11 protein-coding genes and 1 pseudogene are annotated in these 14,912 nt (G+C 39.6%); 10 read left to right on the top strand and 2 right to left on the bottom strand.

Annotation, left to right across the window (positions count from 1 at the left end):
• The first annotated feature begins 128 nt into the window (after positions 1-128).
• The 10 genes and pseudogenes from A3I9_RS0112150 (at position 129) to A3I9_RS0112095 (ending at position 11,767) form a co-directional block, all read left to right on the top strand.
• Positions 129-881 carry a CPBP family intramembrane glutamic endopeptidase gene (locus A3I9_RS0112150; protein WP_018379300.1) on the top strand — a complete coding sequence of 251 codons (753 nt, stop codon included), beginning with the start codon at positions 129-131 and terminating at the stop codon, positions 879-881.
• Positions 882-926: 45 nt separating this feature from the next.
• Positions 927-1,655, top strand: a complete 729-nt coding sequence (locus tag A3I9_RS0112145) for a CPBP family intramembrane glutamic endopeptidase (protein ID WP_018379299.1) — start codon at positions 927-929, stop codon at positions 1,653-1,655.
• A 20-nt stretch (positions 1,656-1,675) separates the two neighbouring features.
• Entirely contained in the window at positions 1,676-2,551 is an 876-nt protein-coding gene (locus A3I9_RS0112140; RefSeq protein ID WP_018379298.1) for a CPBP family intramembrane glutamic endopeptidase, read from the top strand.
• 322 nt (positions 2,552-2,873) lie between these two features.
• Positions 2,874-3,729, top strand: a pseudogene (locus A3I9_RS13915) (transposase); the annotation flags it as partial.
• A 777-nt stretch (positions 3,730-4,506) separates the two neighbouring features.
• Positions 4,507-5,211, top strand: a complete 705-nt coding sequence (gene yycF / locus A3I9_RS0112125; RefSeq protein WP_018379296.1) for a response regulator YycF — start codon at positions 4,507-4,509, stop codon at positions 5,209-5,211.
• On the top strand, positions 5,204-6,553 hold the full coding sequence (gene vicK / locus A3I9_RS0112120; RefSeq protein WP_018379295.1) for a cell wall metabolism sensor histidine kinase VicK: 1,350 nt from the start codon (positions 5,204-5,206) through the stop codon (positions 6,551-6,553). Before yycF ends, vicK begins: the two co-directional genes overlap by 8 nt.
• Before the next feature lie 6 nt (positions 6,554-6,559).
• Positions 6,560-7,363, top strand: coding sequence for an MBL fold metallo-hydrolase (locus A3I9_RS0112115; protein ID WP_018379294.1), 804 nt, complete (start codon positions 6,560-6,562; stop codon positions 7,361-7,363).
• 185 nt (positions 7,364-7,548) lie between these two features.
• Positions 7,549-9,621, top strand: a complete 2,073-nt coding sequence (gene pbp2b / locus A3I9_RS0112105; protein ID WP_018379292.1) for a penicillin-binding protein PBP2B — start codon at positions 7,549-7,551, stop codon at positions 9,619-9,621.
• A gap of 8 nt (positions 9,622-9,629) precedes the next feature.
• Positions 9,630-10,226: a recombination mediator RecR gene (recR, locus tag A3I9_RS0112100; protein WP_018379291.1), complete on the top strand. Its 597-nt coding sequence runs from the start codon at positions 9,630-9,632 to the stop codon at positions 10,224-10,226.
• Between the two features lie 89 nt (positions 10,227-10,315).
• A complete protein-coding gene (locus tag A3I9_RS0112095; protein ID WP_018379290.1) occupies positions 10,316-11,767 on the top strand; it encodes a flotillin family protein in 1,452 nt (483 codons plus the stop codon).
• A 341-nt stretch (positions 11,768-12,108) separates the two neighbouring features.
• Here the strand turns inward: A3I9_RS0112095 and A3I9_RS12915 are convergent, their stop codons facing one another.
• Together A3I9_RS12915 and A3I9_RS0112085 are read right to left on the bottom strand one after the other, a co-directional pair.
• Positions 12,109-13,281 carry an MFS transporter gene (locus tag A3I9_RS12915; protein ID WP_018379289.1) on the bottom strand — a complete coding sequence of 391 codons (1,173 nt, stop codon included), beginning with the start codon at positions 13,279-13,281 and terminating at the stop codon, positions 12,109-12,111.
• 13 nt (positions 13,282-13,294) lie between these two features.
• A complete protein-coding gene (locus A3I9_RS0112085; protein WP_018379288.1) occupies positions 13,295-14,491 on the bottom strand; it encodes a serine hydrolase domain-containing protein in 1,197 nt (398 codons plus the stop codon).
• Positions 14,492-14,912 lie beyond the last annotated feature (421 nt).

Genomic DNA, 14,912 nt, shown 5'->3' with positions numbered 1-14,912 from the left:
GTGCCAAACTAAAGAACATCCTCTCAATACAGAACGTTAGATAAAAAACAGATGGTTAATAGGAACTAGTGAGACCTCTGTGGTAGGATAATAGAGTAAAAAATAAGACCGATTAGGAGAATACATACATGACAATTTTAGACAAAATCAGAGGTTCGGAAAAATTACAATACCTCAAATGGTGGGATATTTTTATCCTTACTCTCATCCTCTTCCTTCAAGCCATCCAAAGTTCATTTGCTGCCTTTTCGACATTGGAAGACAGCGCTGTTGCAGAGTTGCCCGAATTCACCAGCTCAGTGAATTGGCAGGCTTTTTCACATCAAGCATTCTTACTCTTATTAGCCTTTTTATATTTGTGGATACGGCATTTTGATTTTTCGGTATGGACATCCAAGATCCGCATAACTCCTAAAGCCGTTTTGATGGGAGTTGGTCTATTTTTGGGCCTAGCAATTTTGTTTGATCTCTACTTTATCGCCGCATCTTATCTCTTACCTCCAACACCTGTGGATTCTGTCTACTATGAAACCGAACAAATGATGCACCCTTTGCTTCAAAAACTATCTGAGATTGATCTTTCTCTCTTAGTTTACTCTGCTTTAAACGGTTTTTATGAAGAGATCTTCTTCTTGGGGATTTGTTTGACAGTCAAGCCAGAGCACAGACGCTGGGCCTTCCTCTATTCCTTATTGGTACGCTACTCCTTCCATACTTACCAAGGAAATGTCTCTGCTCTTGCGATCGGTTTTCTCTTGGGAACCATTTACTACGTGCTTTACACACGGATGAAAGAAAAAAATATGTTCCCATTTTTCCTTGCTCATGCTATTAGTGATGTTATGGGAGTTGGGATCCTCAGCTACTTTATTTTAGTCTAGCCAAAAGATAGTCCATCTATTTAATCACACGAAAGGAAAAAGAACATGACGCATAAAAAATCCGTCGCTGCTATTTCGATAGCCTATATTAGCATCATGCTAATCAGCTACTTATACACATTTCACCTGAAAGGTGTTGCCTACGGGGCTCCAGATTTCTTTAGGCATGAATTGCCTTTCTTAATCCTCTTAGCTGGTATGATGGTGATGTATGTTGTAAAGAAAGGAAAAGACCTTCCTCTCGTCACCCCTTTTCCAGCAAAACCCTCTTATTTTTTCTGGGGATTTGTGCCACTTATCCTAACTTTAATAGCTTTTTGGCTAGTAGGCTTTCAAGCTAGTTGGTCTTTTCTTCTCCCATTCTTAGCGACCTTGTGTGTCGGTATTGGGGAAGAATTTCTATTTAGGCGTGTGATTTTAACCTACTTCTTGAAGCATTTCTCTATCCATAAAGCTGTTGCTCTATCATCGATTTGCTTTGGGTTGTTTCACGCCATCAATGTCTTTGCAGGTAGTGATGTAAAAACTGTCCTACTACAGGTCATGGTTACCACTCTTTCTGGCTTTTACTATGCTTATCTCTATCTTTTTGCACAAAAGATTGCTTGGAGCGCTGTCGATCATGGGATATGGGACTACCTTGTTTTTAGCGGACCTGTTCAACATCATTCCTTATTTGTCACCGCTATCCTACTGCAACAAAGTTTACGGTTTGTTCTGGCCCTTTTTATGGCCTACCGTGTCAGCAAGCTCATTCGTAAAACCACATGCTAGATAAGGAGATCATAAACTATATGACTTATGAAAACATTATAGAGGCTAAAAAAGAGTCTCGCTACAATTTCAGCTGGTGGCTCGCTCCTATCATCGGTTTTGTACTCTTGCTTATCAGTGAAACACTGGGGCTCTTATGGGCAGAAATAACAAGACTTCTGACAGGAATAGAGAGCCAGATTTTAGAATTGTTCAGTTTCGCCTTTATCGCAAGTGCTCTTCTGTTATGGGCAAGAGTAGTTGAAAAATCTCCCTGGGCGGGACTGGGGATGTTCCGCAAAAATTTTTGGAAACAGTTTTCTCTCGGCTGGCTCTTAGGTGCAGGGTTACTGTTATCTTGTGTTGTACTGATGATGGTTTTGGGAGCTGTCAGAATTACTTCTTTTAACTTCTCGCCTAGTTTAGCCGGACGATTCCTTGTTCTCATTCTCGCTTGGTCCGTCCAGTCCACGACTGAAGAAATCCTCTGTCGTGGTTGGCTTTTTACTTCCCTTTCTACCAGGTATCCTATTTATTGGTCTATTTTTGTCTCAGCTTTCTTTTTCACCATTATTCACATTGGCAATGATGGTTTGAGTCTGATTCCTCTTCTGGATTTGTTTGCCTTTGGTGTCTTAGCAGCTCTGTGTTTCATCAAACTCGGCAATCTCTGGGTCATTAGTGGTATCCATGCTGCATGGAATTGTTTCCAAGGAAGTGTCTTTGCCTTTCCTGTCAGCGGAACGTCCACTGGTGCTGCCTTTGTAGATGTCAGCCTCCACGGTTCCGATTGGTTATCTGGGGGGCCGTTTGGTGTCGAAGGGAGCCTGATCAGTATTCTGGTCCAATTCATCCTCATTATTTGGTTGGTCTTTGATTTGTTTTATAAAAATCCTAAAAGTAAGCAAAATTTGTAAAAGTCAATCATTTCCTATAGTCTACCAACCCTCATCATATTACAAAGAAAAAAGAGTTTGGGATAAGACTAGTTTCTAAATAAAAAAATGAGGCTGTGACAATAATCTGAATACTAAAACAAAAAACTCTAAGCAGGCAACGCTGCTTAGAGTTTTTTGTCTTTCATTCCGATGAGTAATGTGGTATGATTGATGTGTTCCATAAGATACTTTCTAATGAGTTGTTTAAGCGCTTTTCATTATAAGTCTTATGGGACTTTTTGATACTCAAAAAGCCCTATAATCTCCATAGTGGATTTACCCACTACAGAAATTATAGAGCCAAAAGAGTTATCATCTCGATTTTGGGCGTAAGGTTTATTCACCTATTATGATGTTTAAGTATCTCTTGTTGAAAGATATTTATAAGCTATCAGATGTGATGTGGTGAAACGTTCCTTCTCAGATATGGCCTTTAAATTTTTTCTTGGTCTAGCTCCCGAGGATTCTGTGATTGAGCCATCATCTTTGACAAAATTTAGAAAGCTTCAAATGAAAGATACGAAACTACTGAACTTATTGATTCAGAAGTCTGTTCAAGTTGCTCTTGAACACAATTGGATTTACCAGCTGTTTCTCAAAAGTTCAATTACCTTAAAGAAGCTGTCGACGATGACCTAGAACACTTGGAAGCTTCTGTTAAGGAAGAGGCTAGGGTTGGGCACAAGACCTCAGATACTTCTTTTTATAGTTATAAAAGCCATATTGCTATGACGGATGAACGGATTATTACTGCTTGTGTCGTCACTTCTGGCGAACAAAGTGATGGGAAATATTTACTTGAATTATATGCCAAAACCAAGGAGAATAGTGTAGACATAGAGAGTGTTATTGGTGGTGCAGCTTATTCAGGAAAGGATAATATTCAGCTGGCTCGCAAAGAAAAGATTCATTTAGTGTCAAAACTGAATCCTTCTGTTTCAAAAAGGTTACTGTAAAGAAGAGGATTCGTTTGAATTTCATAAAGACGCTGGGCTATTTGTCTGTCCAGAAGGATATATGGCTATTCATAAAGCAAGGACAGGGAAGAAAAATCAAAAGAATAATCAAATCATTACGCATTATTTTGATATAGAGAGATGCAAAATATGTCCTTCCAAGGAGAGATGTTAGAAGGAGGGGCTAATTCTAAAACCTATTAAGATGCTTACTTTTTCAGTGGGCTCCGTACTTCCTAGCTTTCTTTGTATTTCTGTTTGAGAATTTTACCTGGCTAAGTCCTGATGGCTGTAGCAACTAAATAGAGAAGTACAATAGCAGAAGAACTGAATTCGTTTATCGATAGATTGATAAAGACAAAAAGAACGGGACAACATGGGAATTCCACTTGCTGTCTGGGGAGAAAATCCAACCATTAATTAAGTCAAAAAAATAAGAGGAATAAAAAGGTAGAACTGAAGAAACTGGTTAAAATTCTCAAAGGTAAAGTAAGGGTTTATTAAGAAGGTAGCTATGATGAAACAGGAGATGATATTTATCGCCAAGAGCTAAATTGGTCGTGTTTCCTGTTGTTTCTTTAAGAACCTCCCAATTAGTGTACCGACATCACCAAATCCCAAAACAAAACCCAGTGTTGGAAACCAAAGAGAGCAAAGGATTGGGAAAGAACAGCGAGAAAATAAAGTGAGTCAATCCAGTTATTCCTAGAAAGAGAAGAGGGGATTATACTATATGTCATGATAATGCCACATCCAAACAATAAAATTGCGATAAAAACTGCTGTGCAAAAAAACGGGGACAGTCCCCAAAATGAAAGCGGGATAGCAAAGGTGAGCGTTAGAACCATGAGGGTTCCTTTTTTTCTATTCTCATTATAAAAGAGAAAAGTGCTTACAAAAAATAATTACTCACCCTGTAACATGAAAAAAAATCAGAAGTTTGATATAATGAAAACAATAGCATCAAGGAGAAATGGCATGAAGAAAATTTTAATTGTAGATGATGAAAAGCCGATTTCGGATATTATTAAATTTAATATGATTCGGGAAGGTTATGAAGTGGTAACCGCTTTTGATGGGCGGGAAGCTTTAGAAGTGTTTGAAGCAGAAATGCCAGATATTGTCATTTTGGACTGGATGTTACCCGAGCTAGATGGGCTAGAGGTGGCACGTACCATCCGTAAAACGAGCAATGTGCCTATCTTGATGCTGTCTGCCAAGGACAGTGAATTCGACAAGGTGATTGGGTTAGAAATCGGTGCAGACGATTATGTAACGAAGCCTTTTTCTAATCGTGAATTACAGGCGCGTGTCAAAGCACTCTTACGGCGTAGCGAGTTATCTGAAACTCAGGTGGATTTAGAGACACCATCAGGGACGGAGATTGTTATTGGAGATTTGGTCATTTCACCGGATGCCTTCGTGGCCAAAAAACATGGCGAAGAACTAGATTTGACGCATCGAGAGTTTGAACTGTTACATCATCTCGCAAATCACTTAGGACAAGTCATGACACGTGACCATTTGTTGGAAACAGTGTGGGGCTATGATTATTTTGGAGATGTGCGGACTGTTGATGTGACTATCCGTCGCTTGCGTGAAAAAATTGAAGATGTCCCAAGTCGGCCAGAATATATTTTGACCAGACGGGGAGTTGGGTATTACATAAAGTCAAATGATTAATCAATTACGTTATTTAGTCACAACGACAGAGTTTTGGTTTGTTGCTATTCTAGTAGGCTTTGTGGTAGCTTTGTCATTTATGCTGATTGAGAATTACCGTGACAATAAACAAATCAAGATTTTAAATCAGAAGGTCAAGGAACTGATTGCAGGTGATTATTCAGATATATTGGATATGCGGGGAAGCCCTGAGATTACAGACATGACCAATTCGCTCAATGATTTATCAGAGGTGATTCGCCTGACTCATGATAGTTTGGAACAAGAAAAAACCAGACTGTCTTCTATCTTGGCTTACATGAGTGATGGCGTGATTGCAACCGATCGTATGGGTCGGATTATCATGATTAATGGTATGGCTCAGGAGCAGTTGGATATTGCTGCAAAAGAAGCAGAGCATCAGAATTTATTAGAAATTTTGGAGCTGTCAGATGACTATAGTTTTCGGGATTTGTTGGCGCAGACACCTGAAGTTGTGATTGATCATGAGGATAAGAATGGAGAGTACCTTCATTTACGAGCCAATTTTGCAACCATTCGGAGTGAGAGTGGATTGATTTCAGGTTTGGTAGTCGTTTTGCACGATATGACTGAGCAAGCCAAGGAGGAGCGGGAACGTCGCCTCTTTGTATCTAATGTCAGTCATGAATTGCGTACGCCACTAACCTCTGTCAAATCCTATTTGGAAGCATTAGATGAAGGTGCTCTGAATGATGCTGTGGCGCCTAGTTTTGTCAAGGTGTCCTTGGATGAAACCAATCGGATGATGCGAATGATTTCAGATTTGCTTAGCTTATCTCGGATTGATAATCAAGTGAAGACAATGGAAGTAGAGTTAATCAACTTCACGGCTTTTGTCACCTTTATTCTCAACCGCTTTGACCAGATGAAGAGTCAAGATAATGATAAAGAATATACCATTATCCGTGATTATAAGATTACTCCGATTTGGGTAGAGATTGATACGGATAAGATGACACAAGTGCTGGATAATATTTTGAACAATGCTATCAAATATTCACCAGACGGCGGTAAAATTACCTTTAGTATGAAGACGACGGATACACAGTTGATTGTATCGATTTCAGATGAGGGACTAGGAATTCCTAAAGAAGATTTGCCGAAGATTTTTGACCGCTTTTATCGGGTAGATAAGGCACGATCACGTGCGCAGGGCGGTACAGGTCTAGGACTCGCCATTGCCAAGGAAATCGTCAAGCAACATAAGGGCTTTATCTGGGCGAAGAGTGAGTATGGACATGGTTCTACCTTCACCATCGTGCTACCATATGCGAAAAATGTAGCAGTAGATGATTGGGAAGATGAGACAGAGGAAGAATAGGAGAAGATGACAGAAAAAGGTTTTCAATATAGTATTTTAGCTTCGGGTTCCAGTGGAAATTCTTTCTATTTGGAAACGGAGAAGAAAAAAATTTTGGTAGATGCGGGTCTGTCAGGTAAGAAGATAACCAGTCTCTTGGCTGAAATTAATCGTAAGCCTGAGGAGATAGATGCCATCTTGGTGACGCATGAACATAGTGATCACATCCATGGTATCGGTGTTTTAGCTCGGAAATATGGGATGGATATCTATGCCAATCAAGCGACATGGCAGGCCATGGACAGCAAAGTAGGAAAGATTGACCTTGCACAGAAACATATCTTCGAACGCGGAAAGGTGATGACGTTTGGAGATTTGGACGTCGAATCCTTCGGTGTGAGTCATGATGCAGCCGATCCGCAATTTTATCGTTTCATGAAGGATGATAAAAGCTTTGTCATGCTGACGGATACGGGTTATGTCAGTGATCGGATGGCAGGGATTGTGGAAAATGCAGATGCTTACTTGATTGAGTCGAATCATGATATCGAAATTTTACGAGCAGGTTCGTACTCTTGGAATCTCAAACAACGGATTCTATCTGATAAGGGACACCTATGCAATGAGGATGGTGCGGATGCCATGATCCGTTCAATGGGCAATCGGACAAAGCGGATTTACCTAGGGCATTTATCTAAGGAAAATAATATCAAAGAGTTGGCACACATGACCATGGTCAATGAATTGACGCAGGCAGGGCTTGGTGTTGGAGTGGATTTTCAAATTTACGATACCTCACCTGATGCTGCAACAGCATTGACTCGGATTTAATGAATACCAGGAAGCAATTGAGCCATGAGTCATCATGGCTTTTTGGCTCTTTATTTGTTTGATTTGGGAATCAATTTGGACATTGAAATGTGGGAGGCAAAAGATGAGAAATGACAAAACCGCATGAGTAAAATAGTATTTTGTGTTATAATGAAAAAGAAATTTTCTAGGACGAGGAATGGATTGTGGTAAAGAAAGATTATTCACGTGTTGGCAGAGAAGATAATATGATTCCCCGCAGATTGAATATATTATTTTCAATTGTCATTTTATTATTTTCAATCTTAATTGCGCGGTTGGCGTATATGCAGATTGTAGATCAGGAATTTTATACTAAAAAATTGGCAACAGCTAGCCAAAAAACGATTAAAAATAGTTCAGTCAGAGGGCAAATATATGACGCCAAGGGTGTTTCTTTGGTTGATAATCAGGTGGTACAAGTCATTTCATTTACGCGAACTAACACGATTACGGCAGAAGAAATCAAGAAAATTGCACAGCAACTCCTGCAGTATGTGACGGTTTCGGAGGTGCGTTTATCGACGAGGGACAAGGCGGACTACTATCTCGCTGATCCATCTGTCTATGCGGAAGTGGTGAGAAAACTTCCAAAGAAAAAGCACTTTGATGCCGACGGTAATTTATTGGCAGAATCCATTATTTATGCGAATGCAGCAGAGAGTTTAACGGATGACCAATTGAACTATTCAGAAGAAGAAAGTAAGGCTATTGAACTATTTTCACAAATGAATGGTGTGCCTTATTTTGAGACAGTGCACTTAGTAACAGATCCACTGACTGCAGAACAAATCGCCATGGTGGCGGCAAATGAAAAATCACTCCCCGGCATTTCTACAACAAATGACTGGAAACGAGTGGTGTTACCAACTTCTCTTGCTTCTATTATTGGGACGGTGACCTCAGAACAAGCTGGTTTGCCTGAAGAAGAAGCTGATGAGTATTTAGCAAAAGGTTACTCCTTGAATGATCGTGTTGGAACAGCCTACCTTGAAAAACAATACGAAGAAATGTTACAAGGGCAACGAGAAGTCAAAGAAATCTACCTTGACCGTGATGGCAAGATTGAAACCATCAAGACGATTCAGGAAGGTGATAAGGGAAAAAATATTAAACTGACCATTGATTTGCAATTTCAAAATAAGGTCAATGAGATTTTAAAACGTCATTTTGAGAGTGAACTTGCTAAAGGAAGTGCTTTGTATTCGGATGGTGTCTATGCAGTTGTGATGAAGCCAGAGGATGGTTCTGTGTTGGCGATGGCAGGTTATAAGCATGAGAAGGGGTCACCAAGTATTGCAGAAGATTCGCTTGGAACGATTACAAGTAACTTTGTTCCAGGTTCAATTGTGAAGGGAGCTACCATAACAGCTGGCTGGGAGTCAGGCGTTCTTGAAGGCAATCAGGTATTAACAGATCAGCCGATCCAGTTTGCGGGTTCTGCCCCAATTACTTCTTGGTTTACGGCTTATGGGAATCGGAACATCACAGCGATAGAAGCTCTGCAATATTCTTCAAATACCTACATGGTGCAGATTGCTTTGAATATGATTGGACAACCTTATGTACCTGGAATGTTTCTTAGTGAGACAGATGCAGTCACCAGGTCAATGGATCAGTTACGCGCAACTTTTGGTGAGTATGGCTTAGGGGTTTCAACAGGGATTGATTTACCACAGGAATCAAAAGGTTATATTCCTAATGAATATAGCATCTCCAATTACTTGACCAATGCTTTTGGGCAGTTTGATAACTATACCCCGATGCAAATGGCACAGTATGCTGCGACAGTGGCCAATGGAGGGACGAGAATTTCTCCACATTTGGCAGAAGGAATCTACAGTAATAAAGAAGATGGAAGTCTTGGGGAACAGGTCGAAAAAATTACTGGAAAACCAATGAACCAAGTAAACATTCCAGCTGAAAATATGGAGATTATCCGTGAAGGATTTTATCGTGTTGTCCACGGTACAAGTGGTTTAACGACAGGAACCGCAATGGCGAATGCAGCATTGTCAATCAGTGCCAAAACAGGGACTGCCGAAACTTTTGTAACGACTTCCGATGGTCAAGTCTTGCCTGCTGTCAATACCAATATTGTTGCCTATGCTCCAAGTGATCATCCACAAATTGCAGTAGCGGTTGTCTTGCCGAATTTGACAGATTTGGAGTCTGCAACCAGTAAGTCTATTATGACGGAAATCGTCAACCTCTACCATTCACTTTACCCTAAAAATTAAGGAATTTTATGTTATATCCAACCCCTATTTCAAAATTGATTGAATCGTATTCAAAACTTCCCGGTATTGGGATTAAAACGGCGACTCGTCTAGCTTTTTATACCATCGGTATGGAGGATGAAGTGGTCAATGAATTTGCTAAAAATTTGCTCGCAGCTAAGCGAGAACTAACCTATTGTACGGTCTGTGGGAATTTGACAGACCTAGACCCTTGTGCCATCTGTCAAGATGAGACGCGTGATCAAACGACGGTTCTTATTGTAGAAGATAGTCGAGATGTGTCTGCTATGGAAAATATCCAGGAATACCACGGTCTCTATCACGTTTTGCATGGTCTCATTTCTCCTATGAATGGCATCGGGCCAGATGACATTAATCTAAAAACACTGATTACACGACTGATGGACAGCGAAGTAGACGAGGTGATTGTGGCCACTAATGCAACGGCAGATGGTGAAGCGACAGCTATGTATATTTCACGTGTTCTCAAGCCTGCAGGTATTAAAGTGACGAGATTGGCACGTGGTTTGGCAGTAGGAGCAGATATCGAATATGCAGATGAAGTGACCCTTCTGCGTGCGATTGAAAATCGAACGGAACTCTGAAGAAAAAGCAAGGATTTCTTGCTTTTTCTTTTCTTTTATTGGAAATATGGTATAATATCCCTAAAAAATAAACGTTTGGGAGGAAGGATATGTTCTCTTCATTTTTGCCTATCATCTTCATTGTGATAGTGGTTGTCCTTGTGCTAGCTATTTTCCTAGCAGGTTTTGTGTCTGCATCGCCAGGTGAAATCAAGGTGATTTCAGGGCCTCGTGGTCAGCGGGTCATTCAAGGGAAGACTGGCTGGAAAATGCCGATTTTGGAACGTGTGGACTCTATGACAGCAGGGATGATTTCAGTGGATGCGAAGACAACAGATTTCGTACCGACCAATGACTATATCAATGTTAAAGTAGACGCTGCTGTTAAGGTTAAAATCGGGACGGACCGTCCGGAGCTATTCCAATCTGCGACTCGAAACTTCCTCTATAAGAAACAGGAAGAGATTGCGGATGAAGTACGTGATACCTTAGAAGGTCACTTACGTGCCATCATCGGTCAGATGAAATTGGAAGCTATCGTAACCAACCGTGCTAGCTTCTCTGAAAAGGTGCAAGAAAATGCAACCAAAGACTTGGAAGAAATGGGTCTGGAGATCGTTGCCTTCAATATCCAAGGTTTGATTGATGAAAAAGGAGTCATTGAAAACCTCGGGATTGACAATACAGAGCAAATTCGTAAGGAAGCTGCAAAGGCGAAGGCCCGTGCCCAACAAGAAATCGCAGAGCAACAAGCTGCTTCTGATAAATTAGCCAATGATGCCCGTGTGGCGGCTGATTTGGAAATTGCCCAAAAGCAAACGGAACTGGCAAAACGCCAAGCTGCTTTGAAAGCCGAAGCAGACACTGAAACTGCCAAAGCCGATGCCGCCTACTCTATCCAACAACAAATTCAACGTAAGGATATTGAGCGTGAAACAGCTGAAGCCAACATTGTCAAGCAAGAGCAAGAAGCGCTGGTCAAAGAGCAAGAAGTAAAAGTACGCCGTCAATCCTTGGAGGCAGAAATCAAGGCCCAAGCTGATGCGGAACGCTATGCTCAGGAGCAAAAGGCGCAAGCGGACCTCTTCAAACGCCAAAAGGAAGTAGAAGCGGAAGCTTATGAACGGACGCAACAAGCCCAAGCCGATAAGGAAGCTATGTTAGCTGAAGCTGACGGTATCCGTGCTAAAGGGGAAGCCGAAGCAGCAGCCATTGCAGCCAAGCTAAAAGCCGAGGCAGAAGGTCTTGAAAAAAAAGCTGAAGCTATGGCGAAAATGAACCAAGCTGCCGTCCTTGAAATGTACTTCAATGCGCTTCCTGATGTGGCGCGTGCGGTTGCAGAACCATTGGCACAAATCGATTCGATCACCATGTACGGTGAAGGAAATTCTGCCAAGATGGTAGAAGACATTACCAAGTCTATGACGCAAGTCCAAGCTGGTTTAAATGATGCAGTAGGGTTAGATGTCAAACAATTGATTAACACTTTGGTAGGAATTAAAACCAGCAGTCCTATCATTGAAAATGCGGTAGAAAAAGGAGTTAAAGACGCCATCGAATAATATTGGTGGTCATATGATTTACAACCAAAACACGCTATCTAATGTTGAAAAGATGGCGTGTGAAAGAGCTAGAAAATAAGCTTGTTCTCATTCTCTAAAGTGAGTGATAGATTAAACTAACAATTAAAAGAGCTAAAAACAGTCTCGACCTCATTAAAATGAGGTCGAGACTGTTTTATTATCTATTTTATAAGGAGTGGTTCAGTCAGACTACTTTTTTACTCAAGAGTAGCAATGTCCACCTTAATGAATAGCAGTTTCTATATCAATAGTAAATCATAATCAACAGATATTAAGTTTTTGAAATAAGTTTGATATACTTACTTTATCTCACAGGTTTGCTACTTATTTTTTGTCAAAAATATTTGAAGAGTTTTTACGACAACCATCAAACTAACGAATCCAATTGCTGAAAGATACATTAAACTATCAGGTTGACCATTTGTCAAGAAAGCACCTAAGCCATTTATTACAACTGGCGAAAGAAAAACTCCCATATTAATGCTCAATAGAGCTACTGTTGTTGCTAAGTTAATAGAATTTTTTTCTGCAACCTCACTAATCCAGTTATATCCAAACGGAACAGCTAATCCAAAACCAATTCCGTTAATAATTCCAGCTAAGTAAATTAACATTAAATTAGTTGTCATGCCCATCATTCCAAAACCAACGGCTAAACATAACAAACTGAGAGGGTAAAGATTTTGTCCAATTTTAGATTTTAAATAACCATAACCAATTGATACTGGGATGCCAATCAGAGTGAAGATACCATAGATTGTCGATGCATCACTTGCTGTACCGATTTCTTTACTGACGACTAGCTGAGGCATTTTATAACTCATTGGAACCAAAAAAATAAAGAAGAGAAATAAAACTGCTGCAATAAGAAAAACTGGGAGAGTTAATTTTTGTTTGGTTACAACTTTTTCTTCTGAAGTAACCTTCTCAGGAATTACTTTTTTATCAGAAGGAACAAATACTGCAAAAAGGATAATAGCTGGTATTGCTAAGAAATAGATTGAAAAGGCTGCTTGCCAGCCAAAAGTTAATAGATAACCAAGAGCTAGTGAGCAGAGTCCACTACCGACACTTCCCATCGCATTTTGAAAACCGAGCATGGATGATAACTCATCACCCTCAAAATAATCAGCAATCATACTGACTGCCAAAGAAGCAAATAGTCCCATTCCAATACCTAAAAATATACGAGAAATGAGAATTTGGAAGTAGCTCGTTGCTATCATGGGAAAGACCCCACTTATAAGAGCAAGTAGTAACCCTATTAAAACGGTTGTCTTTTTATTTGTCAAACGAATAAGGAATGGACTTACTAATAAACCAAAGAGAGTTCCAAAATTGGGAATTGTTCCCAACGTTTCAATTGCAGCAACGCTTTCATTTGGAAACGATTTATACATGGCTGGAAAAGCTGCTGATACAGCCTGAGCTAATGCTGATAAAAGGGAAATTGAAAGTAAAGATACTTTAAATAAAGAAGAGTGTTTTTTCATGTCATCCTCCTAATTATGAGTGATAAATTGTACGATAAATATTTCGTCTGAGAATCGGTTCTGCAAAATGAAGATCTTGCATCATAAAGACAATCGTCATATTAGTTACTGGATCAATTACCACAAAGTTACCTCCAGCACCGTCCCATCCGAATTCTCCAACATTCCCACTAACGCCAAGAACCTTCGCCTCATTTGGAGTTACAAGAATTCTTAGTAAATTATGATAAGTATAACCAGGAATGCCACTTCCAACAGGTTTTTCATGTCGTTCAGAATAAAATGGATCTTCATCTGGTATTTGGGTCATTCTTCTGATTGTTTCTTCTTGAAGTAACTGACCACCAGAATATTTTCCAAAATGTAATAAACATTGTGCTAATTTACTGAAATCTTGGGCGGTTGAATACAAACCACCACCACCTGATAAGAATTGAGGGTCAACAGTATGCACATCATAAGTAAAGGGTAATGTCAAATAATTCATCACATTGGTCTCTAATCCTACCCTATCGAAAAGTTCTACAAACTGTAATTCAGGGTGGCGCCTTGTGATGACACTTACTCTGTCCAATTTCTCTTTCGGAACAGAAAATCCTGTATCAGACATACCCAAAGGATTAAAAATTTGTTCTTTAAAAAATTGACTCAACGTTTGTCCAGTAACAGTCTCAATCACACCACCTAGAATGTCTGCTGAAATACCATAACTCCATTGGGTTCCCGCTTCAAACTCTCCAGGAACAGATGCGACTAAATTCATCAATTCTTTAGTCGAGTACTGTATTCCTGATTGCATTTTCAGAGTTACCTCTTGCTCGAATTCTTTCATTCTGATAGCGCTCGGTGAGTCTAATCCAGGATAGGTCATGCCAGAAGTCATATCCAGCAAATCTATTATGGTGATTTCTTTACCAAGGGCTAATTCTCGATTTTTATCATAGTGAACATGATTTTTAAATGCAGGCAAATAGTCTGCCACAGAATCTGTCAATTGCAACAAACCTTTTTCAATTAGTTTGTAAACAGCAACAACTGTTACCACCTTCGTCATCGAGTAAATCCTATAAATACTATCGAGTTTATCGTGACCAAAACCTGCATTCAAGACTATTTCATCATCCTTGATAATTTGAATTGATGCACCAGCAATAACTTGGTTATCAACAGCATTTTGAATATGTTGTTGAACAGTCTCCCATTTTGTCATGAGTGAACCTCCTTTTGTAAACGTTTTTACAACTTTATTGTAAGCGATATATGCTTTAAATAAAGGATATTTTCATAGGAAATTTGGGCGTACAGTCCGATGATTTTTCATAAATTAAAAAAATCACAATTTCTTTGAGAAATTGTGATTGAATTGTGTTGATTAAAATAAAAATTAGTCGTTGAAAGAGAGATACTAATCAAGTGAGAAATATTATCCTGCGATGGCAGTTCCTATTATACTATATTTTGTAACTGATATTTTTCTTACAACATATTAGTTATGCGATTCGTGTGATATAATCTTTTTCTCAAGAGATCTTGTGAATAGATGAGTGAGTGTAATAATTGATGATAGATGATTCTTTGAGTTTTTTAAATCTATCATGATTTATCTTCTGGGTTAGATATTTCAAGCAAAT

It is taken from the genome of Streptococcus ovis DSM 16829 (assembly GCF_000380125.1).
GTDB classification, from domain to species: domain Bacteria; phylum Bacillota; class Bacilli; order Lactobacillales; family Streptococcaceae; genus Streptococcus; species Streptococcus ovis.
Note: the sequence above shows the minus strand (reverse complement) of the source record. Positions and strands in the feature narration are given on the sequence as shown.